This is a genomic window from Helicobacter sp. 10-6591 (genome assembly GCF_003288805.1).
Taxonomy (GTDB): domain Bacteria; phylum Campylobacterota; class Campylobacteria; order Campylobacterales; family Helicobacteraceae; genus Helicobacter_F.
Genome location: NZ_NHYK01000016.1, coordinates 22,077 through 39,796, shown reverse-complemented (window position 1 = coordinate 39,796; position 17,720 = coordinate 22,077). Strand labels below are relative to the sequence as shown.

27 protein-coding genes are annotated in these 17,720 nt (G+C 36.7%); 20 read left to right on the top strand and 7 right to left on the bottom strand.

Features of this window, described 5'->3' with window-relative positions; all coding sequences use genetic code 11:
- Window positions 1–432 (bottom strand): hypothetical protein (locus tag CCY97_RS06240; RefSeq protein ID WP_146744513.1); only part of this gene is annotated, 432 nt, incomplete at its 3' end.
- Window positions 433–725: 293 nt separating this feature from the next.
- Between CCY97_RS06240 and CCY97_RS06235 the strand changes: the two genes are divergently transcribed.
- The 3 genes from CCY97_RS06235 to CCY97_RS06225 are packed head-to-tail and all read left to right on the top strand — an operon-like array spanning window position 726 to window position 4,378.
- A complete protein-coding gene (locus tag CCY97_RS06235; RefSeq protein WP_112064620.1) occupies window positions 726–2,147 on the top strand; it encodes an acetyl-CoA carboxylase subunit A in 1,422 nt (473 codons plus the stop codon).
- Between the two features lie 15 nt (window positions 2,148–2,162).
- The gene (locus tag CCY97_RS06230) at window positions 2,163–3,563 is read left to right on the top strand and encodes an NAD(P)H-hydrate dehydratase (protein WP_112064619.1); all 1,401 of its coding nucleotides are present in this window, start codon (window positions 2,163–2,165) and stop codon (window positions 3,561–3,563) included.
- Window positions 3,564–3,577: 14 nt separating this feature from the next.
- Complete coding sequence (locus CCY97_RS06225) at window positions 3,578–4,378, top strand: thiazole synthase (RefSeq protein WP_112064618.1); 801 nt, start codon at window positions 3,578–3,580, stop codon at window positions 4,376–4,378.
- On the opposite strand, the gene cmoA is transcribed toward CCY97_RS06225, so the two are convergent.
- The 6 genes from cmoA to hsrA form a co-directional block, all read right to left on the bottom strand.
- Complete coding sequence (cmoA, locus tag CCY97_RS06220) at window positions 4,375–5,085, bottom strand: carboxy-S-adenosyl-L-methionine synthase CmoA (RefSeq protein ID WP_112064617.1); 711 nt, start codon at window positions 5,083–5,085, stop codon at window positions 4,375–4,377. The genes CCY97_RS06225 and cmoA overlap by 4 nt on opposite strands.
- 41 nt (window positions 5,086–5,126) lie before the next feature.
- Window positions 5,127–6,056: an acetyl-CoA carboxylase carboxyl transferase subunit alpha gene (gene accA / locus CCY97_RS06215; RefSeq protein WP_112064616.1), complete on the bottom strand. Its 930-nt coding sequence runs from the start codon at window positions 6,054–6,056 to the stop codon at window positions 5,127–5,129.
- Between the two features lie 13 nt (window positions 6,057–6,069).
- Complete coding sequence (locus tag CCY97_RS06210) at window positions 6,070–7,308, bottom strand: beta-ketoacyl-ACP synthase II (RefSeq protein ID WP_112064624.1); 1,239 nt, start codon at window positions 7,306–7,308, stop codon at window positions 6,070–6,072.
- Window positions 7,309–7,396: 88 nt separating this feature from the next.
- The gene (acpP, locus tag CCY97_RS06205) at window positions 7,397–7,633 is read right to left on the bottom strand and encodes an acyl carrier protein (RefSeq protein WP_112064615.1); all 237 of its coding nucleotides are present in this window, start codon (window positions 7,631–7,633) and stop codon (window positions 7,397–7,399) included.
- Window positions 7,634–7,725: 92 nt separating this feature from the next.
- On the bottom strand, window positions 7,726–8,469 hold the full coding sequence (gene fabG, locus CCY97_RS06200) for a 3-oxoacyl-ACP reductase FabG (RefSeq protein WP_112064614.1): 744 nt from the start codon (window positions 8,467–8,469) through the stop codon (window positions 7,726–7,728).
- 437 nt (window positions 8,470–8,906) lie between these two features.
- A complete protein-coding gene (gene hsrA, locus CCY97_RS06195) occupies window positions 8,907–9,587 on the bottom strand; it encodes a homeostatic response regulator transcription factor HsrA (RefSeq protein ID WP_112064613.1) in 681 nt (226 codons plus the stop codon).
- A 772-nt stretch (window positions 9,588–10,359) separates the two neighbouring features.
- On the opposite strand from hsrA, the gene rpsJ reads away from it, so the two are divergent.
- From rpsJ to rplF, 17 genes are read left to right on the top strand one after another with little or no spacing between them, the layout of a single operon-like run.
- Window positions 10,360–10,671, top strand: coding sequence for a 30S ribosomal protein S10 (rpsJ, locus tag CCY97_RS06190; RefSeq protein WP_112064623.1), 312 nt, complete (start codon window positions 10,360–10,362; stop codon window positions 10,669–10,671).
- A 33-nt stretch (window positions 10,672–10,704) separates the two neighbouring features.
- Window positions 10,705–11,286 (top strand): 50S ribosomal protein L3, encoded by a 582-nt coding sequence (gene rplC, locus CCY97_RS06185; protein WP_112064622.1) that lies wholly within the window; start codon window positions 10,705–10,707, stop codon window positions 11,284–11,286.
- Window positions 11,287–11,321: 35 nt separating this feature from the next.
- The gene (gene rplD / locus CCY97_RS06180) at window positions 11,322–11,945 is read left to right on the top strand and encodes a 50S ribosomal protein L4 (RefSeq protein ID WP_112064612.1); all 624 of its coding nucleotides are present in this window, start codon (window positions 11,322–11,324) and stop codon (window positions 11,943–11,945) included.
- Between the two features lie 32 nt (window positions 11,946–11,977).
- Window positions 11,978–12,262 (top strand): 50S ribosomal protein L23, encoded by a 285-nt coding sequence (locus CCY97_RS06175; protein WP_112064611.1) that lies wholly within the window; start codon window positions 11,978–11,980, stop codon window positions 12,260–12,262.
- 13 nt (window positions 12,263–12,275) lie between these two features.
- Window positions 12,276–13,100 (top strand): 50S ribosomal protein L2, encoded by an 825-nt coding sequence (rplB, locus tag CCY97_RS06170; RefSeq protein WP_112064610.1) that lies wholly within the window; start codon window positions 12,276–12,278, stop codon window positions 13,098–13,100.
- Window positions 13,101–13,109: 9 nt separating this feature from the next.
- Window positions 13,110–13,391 carry a 30S ribosomal protein S19 gene (rpsS, locus tag CCY97_RS06165; protein WP_112064609.1) on the top strand — a complete coding sequence of 94 codons (282 nt, stop codon included), beginning with the start codon at window positions 13,110–13,112 and terminating at the stop codon, window positions 13,389–13,391.
- A gap of 14 nt (window positions 13,392–13,405) precedes the next feature.
- The gene (gene rplV / locus CCY97_RS06160; RefSeq protein ID WP_112064608.1) at window positions 13,406–13,756 is read left to right on the top strand and encodes a 50S ribosomal protein L22; all 351 of its coding nucleotides are present in this window, start codon (window positions 13,406–13,408) and stop codon (window positions 13,754–13,756) included.
- Window positions 13,757–13,809: 53 nt separating this feature from the next.
- A complete protein-coding gene (gene rpsC, locus CCY97_RS06155; protein WP_112064607.1) occupies window positions 13,810–14,550 on the top strand; it encodes a 30S ribosomal protein S3 in 741 nt (246 codons plus the stop codon).
- A 3-nt stretch (window positions 14,551–14,553) separates the two neighbouring features.
- Window positions 14,554–14,979, top strand: coding sequence for a 50S ribosomal protein L16 (gene rplP, locus CCY97_RS06150; protein WP_112064606.1), 426 nt, complete (start codon window positions 14,554–14,556; stop codon window positions 14,977–14,979).
- Window positions 14,966–15,154, top strand: coding sequence for a 50S ribosomal protein L29 (gene rpmC, locus CCY97_RS06145; protein ID WP_112064605.1), 189 nt, complete (start codon window positions 14,966–14,968; stop codon window positions 15,152–15,154). Before rplP ends, rpmC begins: the two co-directional genes overlap by 14 nt.
- 1 nt (window position 15,155) lies before the next feature.
- Window positions 15,156–15,422, top strand: a complete 267-nt coding sequence (rpsQ, locus tag CCY97_RS06140; RefSeq protein ID WP_112064604.1) for a 30S ribosomal protein S17 — start codon at window positions 15,156–15,158, stop codon at window positions 15,420–15,422.
- Window positions 15,419–15,787 (top strand): 50S ribosomal protein L14, encoded by a 369-nt coding sequence (rplN, locus tag CCY97_RS06135; protein WP_112064603.1) that lies wholly within the window; start codon window positions 15,419–15,421, stop codon window positions 15,785–15,787. Before rpsQ ends, rplN begins: the two co-directional genes overlap by 4 nt.
- Window positions 15,787–16,023 (top strand): 50S ribosomal protein L24, encoded by a 237-nt coding sequence (rplX, locus tag CCY97_RS06130; RefSeq protein ID WP_112064602.1) that lies wholly within the window; start codon window positions 15,787–15,789, stop codon window positions 16,021–16,023. Before rplN ends, rplX begins: the two co-directional genes overlap by 1 nt.
- Window positions 16,023–16,568: a 50S ribosomal protein L5 gene (rplE, locus tag CCY97_RS06125; protein WP_112064601.1), complete on the top strand. Its 546-nt coding sequence runs from the start codon at window positions 16,023–16,025 to the stop codon at window positions 16,566–16,568. Before rplX ends, rplE begins: the two co-directional genes overlap by 1 nt.
- A 1-nt stretch (window position 16,569) precedes the next feature.
- Window positions 16,570–16,755 carry a type Z 30S ribosomal protein S14 gene (locus CCY97_RS06120; protein WP_112064600.1) on the top strand — a complete coding sequence of 62 codons (186 nt, stop codon included), beginning with the start codon at window positions 16,570–16,572 and terminating at the stop codon, window positions 16,753–16,755.
- A 19-nt stretch (window positions 16,756–16,774) separates the two neighbouring features.
- Complete coding sequence (rpsH, locus tag CCY97_RS06115) at window positions 16,775–17,170, top strand: 30S ribosomal protein S8 (protein ID WP_112064599.1); 396 nt, start codon at window positions 16,775–16,777, stop codon at window positions 17,168–17,170.
- A 9-nt stretch (window positions 17,171–17,179) separates the two neighbouring features.
- A complete protein-coding gene (gene rplF / locus CCY97_RS06110) occupies window positions 17,180–17,716 on the top strand; it encodes a 50S ribosomal protein L6 (RefSeq protein ID WP_112064598.1) in 537 nt (178 codons plus the stop codon).
- Window positions 17,717–17,720: the final 4 nt, after the last annotated feature.

Genomic DNA, 17,720 nt, shown 5'->3' with positions numbered 1-17,720 from the left:
ATTGAGTGCAGTAGTCAATCCTGTTGTAATACTTGTAATTGGTGTAAGGGCATTGTTCATAGGGAGTATAGAGAATTCATTGAGCATACGTTTTTGGGTATTTAGTATTTCACTGCTTGCTAAGAGATGTCCACCACCTTGGATTTCATCTACCGCTTTGGTATAAGCACTAAGAGACATATCAAGAGAATCAAGTTGGCCAAATGCTTGTTGGTAGAATGTATCAAGTGTGCTGCTGTGGCGAATAGATTTGATTGTATGAGTGAATTGAGAACTTGTATTGGGTGTAGCATATGCCTCATTTTTCAGTGAGGGGATGATGGCACTAGAAAATACATCAATATCAAATTGCAAAGAACCATCACTGATGGGTTTTGAAATTTTGAAATTGTGTTTTGGCATATTGCCCATGTCAATGCTGATTGACCACATCAAAGATCAAAGATGTATAAAAAGAGTATTTTAAGTCTGCAGATAATGACTTAGCGTAGAGGTTGATTACATTGAATCGTATTCTTCGTAGAACAGCTTACCCTTTCTTTGTTTTGCTGTGTCTTTAAATCTTTATATAGTAGAATAGTGTCTTCTTAAGCAACTTGATTTTTTATAAAGAACGCATTCTTTAATTTTGCAAGTTAGGAAGATTTGAAAACGGAGTAAAACGTTTTTTATCGCTTTGTGATACCTGATCTTAATATATAAATTTTATTTTTAAGGGATATTTTATGCTTACAAAGATTCTCATTGCCAATAGAGGTGAGATTGCAGTGCGTATTATTCGTGCCTGTAGGGATTTACATATCCAAAGTGTAGCGATCTATTCTCGTGCAGATAGAGATTCTATGCATGTCAAAATGGCAGATGAATCCTATGAAATCAGCGACGATCCTTTGCGCGGGTATTTAGATGCGGACTTAATAGTGGAAGCTGCGCTTAAGCTCGGTGCAGATGCCATCCATCCAGGATATGGATTTTTGAGTGAGAATGCTATTTTTGCTAGAAAAGTGCGGGAGGCAGGTATTGTTTGGATAGGACCAAGTGCTGAGACCATAGCACAGATGGGCGACAAAAATCAGGCACGTTCACTTATGCAAAAACATGGAATCCCTGTAGTACCGGGAACCGAGCGACTCAATAAGCTTACCAAAGAAGAAATATCTAAGATTGCCACAAAGATTGGTTACCCTGTGATTTTGAAAGCGAGTGCTGGTGGTGGAGGTCGAGGCATACGCGTAGTCGAGAAAGAGGGTGATTTAGAGGAGAGTTTTAATGCATGTAAGCGTGAAGCTATGGCATTCTTTAAAAATGATGATGTTTTTATGGAGAAATACATCATCAATCCACGTCATATAGAATTTCAGATTCTTGCAGATAATTATGGCAATGTAATCCATCTCTTGGAGCGCGATTGTTCTATACAACGTCGGCATCAAAAGCTCATCGAAATTGCACCAAGTCCTATTATAAGTGATGATTTGCGTCGTAGAATGGGGGCTACGGCCGTGGCTGCAGCTAAAGCAGTCAATTATACAAATGCAGGCACTATAGAATTTTTGCTTGATGATTTTAATCATTTTTACTTTATGGAGATGAATACTCGCATACAGGTTGAACATGGTGTTACTGAAGAGATTACAGGACTTGACCTAATTGTAAGGCAGATTCGGGTAGCAGGTGGTGAGATTTTAGAACTCGATCAAAATGATATTTGCCCGCAGGGTTATGCAATTGAAGCCCGCATAAATGCCGAAGATGTACATAATGACTTTGTCCCAAGTCCAGGCAAAATCACAGCATATTACCCAGCACTTGGTCCTTTTGTGCGTGTGGACAGCTGTATCTATAAGGATTATGTGATACCTCCATTTTATGATTCTATGATTGCAAAGCTTATTGTTCGTGCATCTAGCTATGACTTAGTGGTTAATAAGCTCGATAGAGCATTACAAGAGTTTACAATTCGCGGTGTTAAAACTACAATTCCATTTCTGAAAAATATTTGCCATGACAAAGACTTTAGACGAGGGGATTTTGATACCTCTTTTTTCGAAACAAAGCTTTCATCGCTCATCCCAGACAATAGTAAGGATGATGATGATTTAGTCACAGCTGTTGCCGCAGCGATTGCAGCTAGGTGTGGTGTATAAGGAGAGCATAGGGTTATGCAAAATGTATATGAAAGCACAAATGCACTCGATAAGAGATTGTGCAGTAAGTTTGGGCTTACACAACAGATTCTGGTAGAAAATGCTGCAAATGCACTGCTTTTACTTATCAGACAAAAAACACATACAAATAGCGTTGTAACAATTCTTTGTGGAAGCGGAGATAATGGAGCTGATGGCTATGCTCTTGCCAGAAAATTGAGCGGTACATATAAGGTGAGAATCTACCAAGCAAAAGAACCCAAGAGCCCATTATGCATAGAAATGTGTGAGAAAGCACATTTGGTCGAGAGTATTAAATTTGTATCAAAGCTTTTACCTTGTGATGTTGTGGTGGATTGTCTCTTTGGAAGTGGATTCAAAGGTAAGATGGAAGAAGAGCTAAATGACATCATAAAACAGAGCAATAATATTGCGCACTTAAACATTGCATGTGATATACCTAGTGGATTGCTTGCAAATGATTCTGTTATATTCAAAGCACATCACACAATGTGTATGGGTGCTTTGAAAATGGTGCTTTTTGATGATAAGGCAAAGGATTTTGTAGGGGAGATTCATACGGCAGAGCTTGGCGTTTCAAGGGAAAATTATGAACTGACTTCAAATCTTAAATTGTTAGAAAAAAGTGATATGAGACTACCTAAAAGGTTATCCCAAAATGCACATAAGGGGACATTTGGGCATTTATGTGTCTTTGTGGGATCAAAAAGTGGCGCTGGTATTTTGAGTGCATGTGCTGGATTCACTTTTGGCACGGGTTTGGTAAGTGTGATTGATAAGGGAATGTTGGATAATAGTCATCTGCCTTTAGAGATTATCCGGACAGATACAATCCCTCAAAATGTCAGTGCGTTTGCTTTGGGTATGGGATTAGGAGAATCTAGTACTGAAGTGCTTGCTGAAATCAAACAGCGAAATGAACCTTGTGTGATTGATGCAGATGCTTTATGCTGCGAAGAGATATATGATGTGTTGGAGCATAAAAAGTTATTAGATTCTCAGATCGTACTTACTCCACACCCAAAGGAATTTGTAGCGTTACTTGAGGGTTGTGGTTTTAAAAATGTTAGGTTAGATAGCAAAGTACCGCTTGTTTTGGAGTTTAGTGCGCGTTATCCAAATGTCACCTTATTGCTCAAGGGTGCTAATAGCATAATTGCTAGGAATCAAAAAATCTTTTTAAATACATTTGGTTCTGTAGCTTTAGCAAAAGGTGGAAGTGGTGATGTACTTTCTGGGATGATTGGCGCACTCCTTGCTCAAGGTTATGACGGATTAAATGCTGCAATTACAGCGAGTATAGCACATGCGTTAGCTGGGGACTTAGAATCCTGTTCTTATGCGCTCACACCACAAAAAATCATTGCAAATCTTGCAAAATTAGACACAATATAGCTAAGGGAATGAGCATGGATAGAGTAAGCACCTTTAAAGATTCTGAACTCAAAATTGGGTCTAAGGTTTTGCGCTCAAGACTTATTGTAGGTAGTGGAAAATATAAGGATTTTGCTACTACACGCGATGCTACACTTGAATCTGGAGCTGATGTTATTACCGTTGCAGTTAGACGAGTAAATATTTTAGATACTAAGCAAGAGAATTTATTAGATTATTTCAAAGATACACATGTTTCGTTCTTACCAAACTCTGCTGGTTGTGCCAATGCAAAGGAAGCAATTACACTTTTTCGCTTAGTCAAAGAGGCGACGGGGATTGGTTTTATCAAACTTGAAATTATTGGTGACACGCAAAAAACACTCTATCCAGATGTAATTGAGACAATCAAGGCTTGTGAAGTGTTAGCCAAAGAAGGTTTTAGTGTGTTGGCTTATACAAACGATGATCCTATCATTGCTAAAACTTTAGAATCCGCAGGTGCAAGCGCTGTGATGCCATTAGCTGCACCTATTGGCAGTGGGCTTGGGATACAGAATCGCTACAATATTATATTTATCAAAGAAGCAGTAAATATTCCTGTGATTGTTGATGCAGGCATAGGATGCGCTTCAGATGCAAGTATTGCCATGGAGCTTGGTGCTGATGGTGTGCTCAGTAATACTGCCATAGCTACCGCGAGCAATCCATTGCTTATGGCACAGGCTATGAAACATGCTGTGATTGCTGGGAGAGCAAGTTTTCTTGCCGGCAGAATGCTCAAAAAACCTTATGCCAGCGCTTCTTCACCTATTGATGGCATACCAAAACTTTAATTTGCTTTTGCTATAAGGGTTCCAAAATTGACCCATTTAAAAAGAACTTCGATATTTGTGAATCCACAATCTTCTAATAATTTTATATTTTCCTCTAGACTATAGGGCACAAGCACATTTTCTAAAGATTCTCTTTTATGTGCGATTTCGCTTTTTGAATAGCCATTATGCTCTTTGTACTGATGGTAGTATCTAATCATTTGTTGGTTTAGTAGTGAATCCTTGCAAATCATTTTTTCACTCATAATAAAGATTCCATTGTTAGGTTTTAGTGAAGCGTAAAGTTTTTTGAGAAGATTTGTTCTTAATGGAGGGCGGATGAATTGCAAGGTGTAATTGCTCACGATAGCATGCGATTGCAAAAATTCTTCTTTGAGGCAATCAGCTAATTTAAAAAAAATATGTGCATTGTATGCTTCCGCTTTAAGTCTAGCACGTTCAAGCATTGCATGAGAAGTATCTAAACCAATGAGATGAGAATCTGGCAAACGTGAAAAAAGCTCTAAAAGGAGATTTCCCGTAGAGCAACCAACATCATATACTATGGCTCGAGGTGGGATATTAAGAGTAAGAAAATCGACGCATAAATTAAGGTTTTCTTTATAGAATGGAACAGAACGCTCGAGCATATCATCAAAAACACTTGCTACTTTAGTATCGAATTCAAATTGTTTACCGTGTTTTTGCAAAAAAATCCGATCTTTCATTTGTTTGTATTAGAAGAAATTTTCGAAGAGATAACTATATATTAATTCTCAAAAACTCCATAACGCATTAGTCTTTCATAGCGTGTTTGGACGTAGGTTTCATTTTGTTCGATTTCATCTAATGCTTGCAAAAAATACTGTTCTATAGCTTTGGCAGCACTATATTTATCGCGATGTGCTCCAATATCTGGTTCTTGGATAATGTCATCTATAAGTTTCAGTTTTTTGAGCTCGTTAGGAGTAATTTTTAGAGCTTTTGTTGCTGTTTCTAGTTTATTAGGATCATTCCATAAGATTGCAGCACAGCCTTCTGGTGAAATCACACTAAAGATTGAATACTGCATCATTGCTAATTTATCTGCTACACCAAGTGCCAGAGCGCCACCGCTACCACCTTCGCCGATAACGATTGAGATTGTGGGGATTTTCAACGCTGCAAACTCTTGGAGATTCTTAGCAATCGCTTCACTTTGACCGCGTTCCTCTGCGGCAACTCCAGGATATGCACCAGAAGTATCTATGAGCATAAGCAGGGGTAAGTTGAATTTTTCTGCTAATTTTGCTATGCGTAGAGCTTTACGATATCCCTCTGGATGAGGCATTCCGAAATTACGCATAAGCTTGTTTTTTGTACCGCGACCTTTTTCTTCACCGATAACGATTGCATGTCGTCCTCCGATTTTGCCTATAAAACACACAATAGCTTTATCATCACGAAAATGTCTATCGCCACAAATCTCATACTTGTTTTTCACAATCAGCTCAATGTAATCCATTGCATAAGGCCTATCTGGATGACGTGCAAGCTGAAGTTTCTGGTAATCACTCATATTTTTATAGACTTGAGTGATTTCTTTATGTAGGGCTTTTTGTAAAATTTTCTGTGCATGAGCATCGCCTCTGATCGTTGCTGATTCTATGTCGTCCTGAATATTTTTAATTTTTTGTTCGAAATTTAAGTAAGTGGCCATTATCCGGTTGCAGCTATAGTCTTTTAAAAATTACAACGCCATTAGTGCCACCAAATCCAAAAGAATTGCTCATTACAGAACTTATCTTAACATCCCTAGCTGTGTTAGGTACATAATCCAAATCACATTCTGGATCAGGAAATTCATGGTTAATTGTAGGCGGCAATATGCCCTTATCCATCGCCATAATTGAGATAACAGCCTCTATGCCACCAGCAGCACCTAAACAATGTCCAATTTGTCCTTTTGTTGAGCTTACAGGGGGAACAGATTCTTTATTACCAAAAACCTTCTTTAATGCCATTGTTTCAAAAAGGTCGTTGTATGCAGTACTTGTACCATGAGCATTGATGTAATCGATTCTTATATTTGCCATTTTTAGCGCAGCACTCATGGCTCTAAATGCACCTTCACCTTCTGGCGCTGGTGTTGTTATGTGGTTTGCATCACCGCTTTCACCAAAACCAACAAGCTCAGCATAAATTTTTGCTCCACGTGCCTTTGCACTTTCATACTCTTCCAAAACTAGTGCTCCAGCGCCTTCACCCATTACAAAACCATTTCTTTCTCTATCAAAAGGGCGAGAAGCTTTCTGGGGCTCATCATTTCGATCGCTTAATGCTTTCATCGCAGCAAAACCACCAATCCCGACAGGACATATAGTAGATTCTGAAGCTACAACAAGCATTTTATCAACTTCTCCTATCATTATAGTTTTAGCTGCTTCTATAATCGCATGTGTCCCAGCAGCACAAGCTGTTACACTTGCAACATTCGGACCTTTCAGCCCAAATTCAATTGAGGTAAACCCTCCTAGCATATTAACAAGAGCTGATGGCACAAAAAATGGACTAATTCTGCGCGGTCCCTTTTCAAAACAAGTGATAGAATTACGCTCTATGTTCCCAAGACCACCTATACCAGCACTACTACTTATACCAAAGTTATCAGCTAAAGCCTCATCTATTTTTCCATTGCCACACAATAAACCAGAATCCTCCATTGCCTCTCTTGAAGCTTTAAGTCCTAACTGAATAAAGCGATCTGCTTTTTTGATCTCTTTTGCTTCCATTACTTCTTCAGGCTTAAAATCCGTTATTTCCGCTGCAATATTCACAGGAAAACTTCCGGCATCAAATAGAGAAATTCTTTTAATACCACACTTTCCTTCTGTTATAGCCTTAAAAGAATCTCCCTTGTTTAGTCCTAGTGCACTAACCATTCCCATGCCCGTTACTACTACTCGATACACGTACTCTCCTTGAATCTTAAAAAAGAGTCCTTCGATAATCATCAATTACCAAGGACAACTCCTTATTAGCAACACAATAAACAAAAAACTATTTTTGTGTACACTTTTCTATATAAGCAACCACATCTTGAACCGTTTTCATGCTCTCTGCATCTTGATCCGGAATTTCAATACCGAATTTCTCTTCTAAAGCCATAATCATTTCGACCACATCCAGAGAATCCGCATTGAGATCTTCAACAAAACTAGATTCTAACTTTATCTCCTCACTATTTACACTCAATTGTTCAACAATAACAGACTTTACTTCATCAAATAGTGCCATAGAACTTTCCCCTTATAAATTGGATAGAATAAAACAAACCCCGCGATTATATAAAAAAATAACAAAAATAAGCTTAAAATAGATTAATTGAATCACATATAAAGCCCACCATTAACTCTGATTGTTTCTCCTGTTATATAGCTGGATTCATTGCTGAGTAGAAATGCTACTGCATTTGCTACCTCATTCGCCTGACCAAACCGTCCGAGCGGAATACTTTTGATATACGATTGTTTGATGTCATCTTTGAGTGATTGTGTCATATCTGTAGCGATAAACCCCGGAGTTACACAATTAAAACGAACATTTCTTGGTGCACCTTCATAAGCAAAACTCTTTGTCATTGCAATCATCCCGCCCTTACTTGCTGCATAGTTAGTTTGGCCTGCATTTCCACGTTCTCCAACTATCGACGCAATATTGACTACAGCACCAAAGCGCTGTTTGCTCATTACTTTCAGACTTTCCCTAGACCCAATAAAAGCAGATTGCAAATTGCTGTTAATTACATCTATAAAGTCCTGTGTGGTCATTCTGATTGCAAGTTTATCATTGGTAATTCCTGCGTTATTGACAAGATAATCAAGCCCACCATCATTTTCGATTATATTTCTAATAGCGTATACGAAAGCTTTTTCATCGCTAGCATCAAATTTGATAGTAGCGGCTTTCCCATTCTTAGACTGTATTTCTTGTTGAACCATATCTGCTAGATTAGGATTATTTCTATAATTTATCCATACCTTCAAACCGAAATTTGCTAATACCCTAGCAATCTCTGCACCTATACTCTTGCTAGCACCCGTTATCAAAACATTCTTACCTGTAAAAGTCATAACCACTATCCTTGAAGTATTTTTAAGACATTTTTTTAAACACTCTTAAACCACATCTCTCTTAAACCACATCTATTGTAAGTAAAGACACAGAAACCCCACAACGAATCTAATGCATTTTGACCCGAATCCTAAATTTGTAGTTATTTCCAGCATACGTATTCATACCGATGAAAGCATTAAAATTTGGGTTATCGAAAAACTGAAGCAATACAACTTCAGACTTCATAATTTTTGAATATTACAAAATATAACACACCCCATTCACAGATTACTACGGCACATAAAAGATGAAGATGCTCTGCTATGTTCCCACCCTGAAGCTTTAGCGACATCTCTTATTGCATAGGTCTATGAAATGAGGCAGGGCAAAATTATTAAAAAACTAAGCTTAAAAAAAGATTATTTGATTTGACATATCTCCTAGGAATTATTGACTAATTCTCAACAGGAATCTTAGGGTAACAAAATCTATACCCTCTCCTACGGACGGTCTCTATAGTAGCAATTCCTAACGGTTTATCCATTTTCTGACGGATTTGATTAATAGCAACCTCAATGACATTAGGTGTTACAAGTTCAGGTTCTTCCCATATCGCATCAAGAAGTTGCTCTTTAGATACAATTTGATCACGATGACGCGCCAAGTGTGTTAATACCTCAAATGGTTTTCCTTTTACCTCAATCTCCTGTCCTTTGTATGTAATTTTTTCTTCATCAGGATTTATTGTGAGTTCATCTATTTCAATTGCTGTAGAACCCCAAAATCTTAATCTTGCTTCTATACGAACTACTAAAACCCTAATGTCAATCGGTTGTGCCACAAAATCATCAGCGCCATTTTTAAATGTTTGAAGTTCATACTCAGAATTTCTCTCATCTGAAATAATAATTATGGGAGTACGTGGATGCTTCTCTTTGATACGTGCTATTATATCAAGTCCCAGACCATCGCTTAATAACCATTTGCTCAATACCAAATCATAGTTTCTAATGCTGATGTAATACTCACCGTCTTTTAAATTTTCTGCTATATCTGTTTGATAACCATTTATATTAAGCGCTTCACTTAAAGGTTTATTAAGTGAAGGATTGTCTTCTATAATCAATATTCGCATAGATTTCCCTCAAAATGTTTTCAAGCATTTTATAAATCATATCTTTGAAGTTTCAAATGATATTTCGTTAAAGTTTATGGTTTTGTGACGTTAAATCTCTAAGTTATGGCTACCCAAAATTATAACATTAGTTTATTAAGTTTTCTAGTAGGATTTTGATGTTTTTGTTTGAGCCTCTTTATAATAAGGAGACATTATTTTAGTGTGAAATATTTTTTATGTCTTCGTTAAGAGATTTTCTAGTGTATACAGCTTTAGATATTTGAATTTTCATGAATAATGAAGTTATTGCAAAAACTAAGGTTTTTATATTAGAATAGCGGTTTTAGTTTTCTTTGTTTGGTACTCTAAATTAAGACTTGGGAGTAGTGTTTTTTATTATCTCTCTGAGGAATTTTTATTTAGTAAATTAGCTTTTTTGTGGGATAATGAGCGGGTAAGAGTAGCTTACATATAATTTTCTAAAGTTAACATCAGGGTTTCGAAAATACGTTATTGCGAGTTAATATACCATAACCTGGAGTTTTTTAGTATTCTCTAGGGTGTGTTTAGGAGATTGGTGTAAAGTTTCAAAAATTCTTCAAACATGAGATCTGAGGCAGTATTTCTAGATTTTGTGGCGAAGGAAGTAAGAAGTGTTGCGTCCGTGTGGGTTTTCAGGATTTTGACAGTGTTCGTCTAAAGAGTAACAAAATGACGCTTTGATAGTTTCAAGGTATTCATAACTTATGTAGTTGCTTAATTTTTTAAGAAGGGAGTGTTGAGTGAGGATATGGAAAAGATAAGATTGAAATTGAAAGCTTACGATCATAGAGTTCTGGATCGTTCTGTAGGTGCTATCGTTGAAGCTGTAAAGCGTACAGGGAGTGAAATTAGAGGGCCTGTACCTTTGCCAACCAGGAAGCGTCGTTATACTGTCCTTAGGTCTCCTCACGTCAATAAGGATTCTCGGGAACAATTTGAAATTAGAATTCACCATCGTATAATTGATATTATATCTGCTACTCCTGATACTGTAGATAGCTTGATGAAGCTTGATTTAGCGCCTGAAATAGATGTAGAAGTTACGTCTATGAGTAAATAATATACAGAGAGATGTTTAAGGATTTTTTAGATGATGGAATTTATTGTTGAAAAAATAGGTATGAGTCGTACGGTAGGTGCAACAAGCAAGGCAGTCACTCTTTTGCGTGTCATAAATATGAAGATATGCGAAATACTTGATGATAATACTAGGGTATTTGTGGCCTATCCAAAAGGAAAAATACAAAATAAAAGTATTTTGGGAATCCAAAAGAAGTATGGTCTAAGTAAAGAGTTTAATAAATTTCTCACATTGCAATTTCGTAATGCTGTGGTGGGTGATGTGAAGTTGGATGTTCTCGCAGAAGCAAAGCGTGTAAAAACGATTTTTAATACAAAAGGTCGTGGTTTTAGTGGGGCTGTAAAGAGATGGGGTTTTCAAGGCGGTCCTGCTGCACATGGAAGTAGATTTCATAGGAGAGTGGGTTCTATTGGTAATCGTGAATGGCCAGGTCGCGTTCAGCCTGGCAAAAAGATGGCTGGACAATATGGTAACGACCAGGTGAGTGCCATAAATGGCATTTTTTCTTTTGATCGAGACAGCAATATTTTAGTTGTGAAGGGTTCTGTTCCTGGTTATAATGGGGCATTCGGTATAATTAGGATTATAGATTAAGTAGAGATAAATCATATTTTGAGGTTAATTTAAACATGAATAAAGCAATTGTTTTGGATAAGAATTTTGAGTGCGATGATAGTGAGATGCTTCTACCTAGTGGTTATGCTAGAGTTAGTGAACATAATTTGTATATTTATGTGAAGTCATATCTTTGTTCATTACGCGTAAATAGTGCGCATGCAAAAAATCGTGGTCAAGTTAGTGGTGGAGGTAAGAAACCTTGGGCACAAAAAGGTGGTGGACGAGCTAGAGCAGGGAGTATGACGTCCCCCGTGTTTGTGGGTGGTGGTGTAGCACATGGACCAAGCAAGAGGAATTATATTGTTAAGGTTAATAAAAAACAAAAACGTCTTGCTTTGGAATACGCGTTAATCCAAAAAGCTCAACTTGGTAAGTTATTTGTAGTAGATTCTATTGCTGTAGAAAGTGGAAAAACACGTGATGCATATGGTAAATTTAAAAACTTATCTGCAAAAAATGCACTTCTTGTTGGGTTTGTGAATGATGAAAAAACCTTGTTGGCTTACCGTAATCTCGATCAGTGTTGTATTGTTGATTTATGTGAACTTAATGCTTACTTAATAACTGCATATTCATGTGTTGTGATCGAAAAATCTGCGTTCAATGACATTTTTAGAATTTCAAATCATAAATGAGAATTTGTAGCTTATAAATAAGGGGGTATATTATGGCGGATATAGCAGATATTAAGGCAATTCTGTACACTGAGAAATCTCTCGCTTATCAAGAAGCTGGAATTATTGTTGTGCAGACTGCAGATCATATGACTAAAAATCAGCTTAAAAGACTTTTTATTCAATATTTTGGTTTTTTGCCTATAAAAATCAATTCCCTGAGACAGCCTGGCAAGATAAAGAAATTTAGGGGTAAAGAGGGTAAGCGAACAAATAACAAAAAGTTTTATATCAAGATTCCAGAAAGTGTGAAGTTTGATACTTTTTTAGTCAATTGAGGAGTTGTAAATTATGGCAATTAAAACTTATAAACCTTATACGCATAGTAGGAGATTTATGAGCGGGTTAAGCTCAGCAGATATTACTACAAAACCTACTGTTAAAAGTTTGTTACTTAGGCTTCCTGTGCATTCCGGGCGTAATAATAATGGTCGAATTACGAGTCGTCACAAACAAGGTGGTGCCAGAAAGTTATACCGTATCATTGATTTCAAACGTAATAAGTTTGGTATTAGGGGTAGGATAGTGACGACAGAGTACGATCCTTATAGGAATTGCCGTATTGCACTTGTTTATTATCCAGACGGTGAGAAGCGTTACATTTTGCAACCATCGGGGTTAAAGATTGGTGATGTTGTTGTGGCTGCTGAGGATAGCTTAGATATCAAAACGGGTTTTTCAATGAAACTGAAGGCTATACCTATAGGAACAGTGGTTCATAATATTGAAATGTATCCAGGTGCTGGTGGTCAGATTGCTAGAAGTGCTGGTGCAAGTGCTCAAATTATGGGTCGCGAAGATAAGTATGTTATTTTAAGAATGCCTAGTGGTGAGATGCGTTATGTTTTAGAGGAATGTATGGCTACTATTGGAATAGTAGGCAATGAGGATTTTATTAATATTTCGATTGGTAAAGCCGGCAGAAATCGTTATAGGGGTATTAGACCGCAAACTCGTGGAAGTGCTATGAATCCGGTAGATCATCCACATGGTGGTGGGGAAGGTAAAACTGGTTCAAGTGGTCATCCTGTTTCACCTTGGGGTATTCCAGCTAAGGGTTTTAAGACTCGCAAGAAAAAAACGAGTGATAGACTTATTATTTCAAGAAAAAGATAGGGGATTCTAATGTCAAGATCTATTAAAAAAGGTCCATTTATCGATCAGTCTTTGTTGAAGAAAGTTTTGCAAATTAAGCATTCCAAGGATCGTAAGCCCATTAAAACATGGTCAAGAAGAAGTACGATTCTTCCTGATATGATTGGATTAACTTTTAATGTACATAATGGACGTGCATTCGTTCCTGTCTATATCACTGAAAATCACGTAGGATACAAGCTTGGAGAATTTGCTCCTACAAGGACATTTAAAGGACATAAGGGTAATGTCCAAAAGAAAATTGGTAAATAATTAAAGGGGTATTCATGAGTAAGGCGTTGTTACGATATGCGAGGCTTTCTCCAATTAAGGCGCGTTTGATCGCCAGGGAAATTCAGGGTATGAATGCAGAGTTAGCGTTGGCTAGTTTAGAATTTACACCAAATAAAACAGCAAAGGTGATAGGAAAAGTAATAGCCTCAGCTGTTGCAAATGGTGGTTATGAAGCTAAAGATGTTGTTGTGCTTTCTTGTCGCGTAGATGCAGGTCCCGTGTTAAAGAGATTTACTCCTAGAGCAAAAGGGCGCGCAACACCTATAAGGAAGCCAACTTCACATATTCATGTGCAAGTAGACGATAAGAGAAATTCTAATTTAGAATTAAAATCGGGACATTGAGTACATTATGGTTTGGTTGGGTATGAATTCAAATAAAGAATGTGAGGATGATAATGGGTCAAAAAGTTAATCCAATAGGTTTGAGATTAGGGATAAATAAGAATTGGTTTTCACGTTGGTTTCCTTCTACACAATATGCCCCTTTTAATATTTTGGAAGATCATAAAATTCGTGAGTTTTTGAAGAGAGAAATGTATTATGCAGGCGTAAGTGAAATTATGATTGAGCGTGCAGCGCATAAAATACGTGTAACTGTTGTCGCTTCAAAGCCAGGACTCATTATCGGGAAGAAAGGTGCAGATATCGATAAACATAAAGAGTTACTTAAAAAAATTATACGGAAAGATGTCGCGATTAATATTAAAGAGGTTAAAAGACCACAAACAAATGCACAGCTTGGAGCGGAGAATATCGCTACACAACTTGAAAAGCGTGTATCTTTTCGCCGTGCTATGAAAAAAGTTATGCAAACTGCTTTAAAAAATGGCGCTAAGGGTATTAAAATTAAAGTTTCTGGGAGATTAGCTGGAGCTGAAATGGCACGTACAGAATGGTATATGGAAGGTAGAGTCCCACTTCATACATTGCGAGCAAAAATAGATTATGGTTTTGCTGAAGCTATGACTACTTACGGAATTATTGGTGTGAAAGTGTGGATTTTTAAGGGAGAAGTTTTACAAAAAGGTATCATACAAGAGTATGAATTTAAGCGTGAACGTGATAAGCGAGAGTCTTATTTGAATGAGAATAGACAGATAGAAAATAGAAGTCGACAAAGAAGAGGGAGGCAGTGAAATATGCTGGTGCCAAAGAAAACAAAATATAGAAAACAAATGAAAGGTAGAAATAGGGGCAAGTCTTTTAAGGGTGCAAGTTTGGCTTTTGGAGATTTTGGTCTTAAAGCATTAGAGCATGGGCGTATAGATTCTAAGCAAATAGAGTCTGCTCGTATTGCGATGACAAGACATATAAAAAGAGCAGGTAAAGTATGGATCCGGGTATTCCCAGATAAGCCATTAACTGCTAAACCACTCGAAGTAAGGATGGGTAAAGGTAAGGGTAGTGTTGAGAAATGGGTTATGAATATTAAACCGGGTCGTATTATTTATGAAATGATAGGTATTGAGGAAGAGCTTGCTCGTGAAGCATTAGCGTTAGCTCAAAGTAAATTGTCCTTTAAGACAAAAATTATAACTAGCGAGAATGAGAATGAAATATATTGAATTACAAGATAAAGATGTTGTCGAATTACAAAAATTATTACGTGAGAAGAAATTATTGTTATTTCAAATGAAATTGAAACTTAAAACTATGCAATTAACAAATGTAAGTGAGTTGTCTGTTGTGCGGAAAGATATTGCCAAGATTAATACTGCATTGAATGCTAAAAGGATATAGAATGAATGAGAAACAAGCACACAAAAGAACGATTCAGGGTTATATTGTAAATAAAATTGATGACAAAAGTATTGTTATCTTTGTGGAGAGGAAAGTTGTGCATCAGCGATACAGAAAAATAGTTAAACGTTTTAAAAAATATATAATACACGACGAACAGAATAGAGGCAAAATAGGTGATTTTATTAGTGCGATAGAGTGTAGACCTATTTCAAAAAGGAAAGCGTTTGTCCTAAGGGAAGTTATTACTAAAGGAGTTAGCCTATGATTCAGAGTTTTACAAGGTTAAATGTGGCTGATAATAGTGGCGCCAAGGAGATTATGTGTATTAAAGTGCTTGGTGGAAGCCATAGGCGCTATGCAGGTGTAGGTGATATTATTGTTGCATCTGTAAAAAAGGCTATACCAAATGCTAAAATAAAAAGGGGACAGGTAGTAAAGGCAGTGGTGGTACGCACTAAAAAAGAAATTCATAGAGAAAATGGTTCTTTAGTGCGTTTTGATGAAAATGCAGCCGTTTTACTTGATGCAAAAAGAGAGCCTGTAGGTACAAGAATTTTTGGTCCAGTGAGTAGAGAAGTTAGATACGCCAATTTTATGAAAATTGTATCCTTAGCTCCGGAGGTGTTGTAGTGGTAAAGTATAAGATCAAAAAAGGTGATATGGTAAAGGTTATTGCCGGTGATGATAAGGGTAAGCGTGGGAAAATATTGAGAGTATTTCCTAAAAAAGCTCAGGTCACTATTGAAGGTTTAAGAATTGTCAAAAAAGCAATCAAACCTAGCGATAAGAATCCTACAGGTGGATTTGTTACATTAGAAATGCCGATACATATCTCTAATGTTGTGAAAGTAGAAGGAGATAAGTGATGTTTGCACTTCGAAGAAAATACAAAGAAGAAATTTTGCAAAATTTACAAGAGAAGTTATCGATTACTAATCGTATGCTTGTTCCAAAGTTAGAAAAAATAGTTATTAGTGTCGGTGCTGGTGAATATGCTAAAGATGCAAAAGTTATGCAAAATATTGCTGATACTGTTTCGCTTATTGCCGGACAGAAGGCTATAATTACAAAGGCTAAAAAATCTGTTGCTGGCTTCAAAATGCGTGAAGGTATGCCAATGGGAGTAAAAGTTACACTTCGTAGTAACATGATGTATAATTTTCTAGAAAAACTTATTGTAGTTGCTTTACCAAGAGTTAAAGATTTTAGGGGTATTAGACATAATGGTTTTGATGGGAGGGGAAATTATAGTTTTGGCTTAAATGAGCAACTTATGTTTCCTGAGGTTGTATACGACAATATTATGGTTATCCATGGTATGAATATTACGATTGTAACTTCCACAAATAGTGATAAAGAGGCTTTCGAATTGCTCCAGTTATTTGGTATGCCTTTTGTAAAAGGAAAGTGATATGGCAAAAAAATCTATGATGGTAAAGATGCAGAAAAAAGTAAAATTTAATGTCAGATCATATACAAGGTGTCAGGTTTGTGGCAGACCACACTCTGTATATAGGGATTTTGGTTTATGTCGTGTGTGTTTACGTAATATGGGTAATCAGGGCTTAATACCAGGTCTTAGGAAAGCAAGTTGGTGATACTTTTAAGGAGTAAATTATGGTGAACGATATTATTGCAGATTCTCTTACGAGGATTCGTAATGCCTCTATGAGGCGCTTGGAGTCTACAGTTTTGCATTACGCGAATATTGTTGTTTCGATCTTGGAGATATTTAAGAAAAAAGGATTTATTCGAGATTATAAGATAGTTGACAAAAGCAATAAACAGTTTATTAGTGTGCAACTTGAATATGATGATAATGGAGTAAGTGTAATTAATGAAATAAAACGTATTAGTACTCCTGGTAGACGTGTTTATGTTGGATATAGTGGATTAAAGAAATTTAAAAATGGTTATGGCACTATTGTTGTTAGTACAAATAAGGGTGTAATCGCGAATGATGAAGCTTATAGAGCTAATACTGGTGGTGAAGTGCTTTGTAGTATATGGTAAGGAGGTTATATGTCAAGAATTGGAAAAAAACCTATTAATATTCCTGATGCTGTTGAAGTTACTTTAGACGGGACTAAGATTCTTTTTAAAACCTCTAGACAGAGTCGAGAATTAGAAACATTTGGTCGTGTGGGTATTAAAATAAAAGATGGATATGTATATGTCGAAAAAAATGATGATGAACCACAGTCTCGAGCTTATTGGGGAACTTACAGAGCATTAACCAATAATATTGTCATCGGACTAAAAGAGGGTTTCGTAAAAAATCTTGAGGTTAATGGCGTTGGTTACAAGGCAAGTATTAATGGTAGAAACCTTGAACTTGCTCTCGGATTTTCTCATCCTATCATATATCCTATTCCGAATGGTATTGAAATAACTGTCGACAAAAATATTATCACTATAAAAGGCAGTGATAAACAACAAGTAGGACAGATAGCCGCTGAAATAAGAAGGTTTAGACCGCCTGAACCATATAAAGGGAAAGGTGTTAAGTATAGCGATGAAGTTATTATTCGTAAGACTGGTAAGACATCGAAGAAGTAAGGTG

Bases quoted from the DNA above. Each gene is read 5' to 3' on its own strand.
- CCY97_RS06175 (WP_112064611.1), top strand. From the start codon at position 11,978: ATGGCGGATATAGCAGATATTAAGGCAATTCTGTACACTGAGAAATCT.
- accA (WP_112064616.1), bottom strand. From the start codon at position 6,056: ATGGCCACTTACTTAAATTTCGAACAAAAAATTAAAAATATTCAGGAC.
- rpmC (WP_112064605.1), top strand. From the start codon at position 14,966: ATGAAATATATTGAATTACAAGATAAAGATGTTGTCGAATTACAAAAA.
- rpsQ (WP_112064604.1), top strand. From the start codon at position 15,156: ATGAATGAGAAACAAGCACACAAAAGAACGATTCAGGGTTATATTGTA.
- rpsH (WP_112064599.1), top strand. From the start codon at position 16,775: ATGGTGAACGATATTATTGCAGATTCTCTTACGAGGATTCGTAATGCC.
- fabG (WP_112064614.1), bottom strand. From the start codon at position 8,469: ATGACTTTTACAGGTAAGAATGTTTTGATAACGGGTGCTAGCAAGAGT.
- CCY97_RS06120 (WP_112064600.1), top strand. From the start codon at position 16,570: ATGGCAAAAAAATCTATGATGGTAAAGATGCAGAAAAAAGTAAAATTT.
- rplF (WP_112064598.1), top strand. From the start codon at position 17,180: ATGTCAAGAATTGGAAAAAAACCTATTAATATTCCTGATGCTGTTGAA.
- rplC (WP_112064622.1), top strand. From the start codon at position 10,705: ATGGAATTTATTGTTGAAAAAATAGGTATGAGTCGTACGGTAGGTGCA.
- CCY97_RS06225 (WP_112064618.1), top strand. From the start codon at position 3,578: ATGGATAGAGTAAGCACCTTTAAAGATTCTGAACTCAAAATTGGGTCT.
- cmoA (WP_112064617.1), bottom strand. From the start codon at position 5,085: ATGAAAGATCGGATTTTTTTGCAAAAACACGGTAAACAATTTGAATTC.
- acpP (WP_112064615.1), bottom strand. From the start codon at position 7,633: ATGGCACTATTTGATGAAGTAAAGTCTGTTATTGTTGAACAATTGAGT.
- CCY97_RS06230 (WP_112064619.1), top strand. From the start codon at position 2,163: ATGCAAAATGTATATGAAAGCACAAATGCACTCGATAAGAGATTGTGC.
- rpsS (WP_112064609.1), top strand. From the start codon at position 13,110: ATGTCAAGATCTATTAAAAAAGGTCCATTTATCGATCAGTCTTTGTTG.
- rplP (WP_112064606.1), top strand. From the start codon at position 14,554: ATGCTGGTGCCAAAGAAAACAAAATATAGAAAACAAATGAAAGGTAGA.
- rplD (WP_112064612.1), top strand. From the start codon at position 11,322: ATGAATAAAGCAATTGTTTTGGATAAGAATTTTGAGTGCGATGATAGT.
- rplE (WP_112064601.1), top strand. From the start codon at position 16,023: ATGTTTGCACTTCGAAGAAAATACAAAGAAGAAATTTTGCAAAATTTA.
- rpsC (WP_112064607.1), top strand. From the start codon at position 13,810: ATGGGTCAAAAAGTTAATCCAATAGGTTTGAGATTAGGGATAAATAAG.
- hsrA (WP_112064613.1), bottom strand. From the start codon at position 9,587: ATGCGAATATTGATTATAGAAGACAATCCTTCACTTAATAAACCTTTA.
- rplN (WP_112064603.1), top strand. From the start codon at position 15,419: ATGATTCAGAGTTTTACAAGGTTAAATGTGGCTGATAATAGTGGCGCC.
- rplV (WP_112064608.1), top strand. From the start codon at position 13,406: ATGAGTAAGGCGTTGTTACGATATGCGAGGCTTTCTCCAATTAAGGCG.
- rpsJ (WP_112064623.1), top strand. From the start codon at position 10,360: ATGGAAAAGATAAGATTGAAATTGAAAGCTTACGATCATAGAGTTCTG.
- rplB (WP_112064610.1), top strand. From the start codon at position 12,276: ATGGCAATTAAAACTTATAAACCTTATACGCATAGTAGGAGATTTATG.
- CCY97_RS06235 (WP_112064620.1), top strand. From the start codon at position 726: ATGCTTACAAAGATTCTCATTGCCAATAGAGGTGAGATTGCAGTGCGT.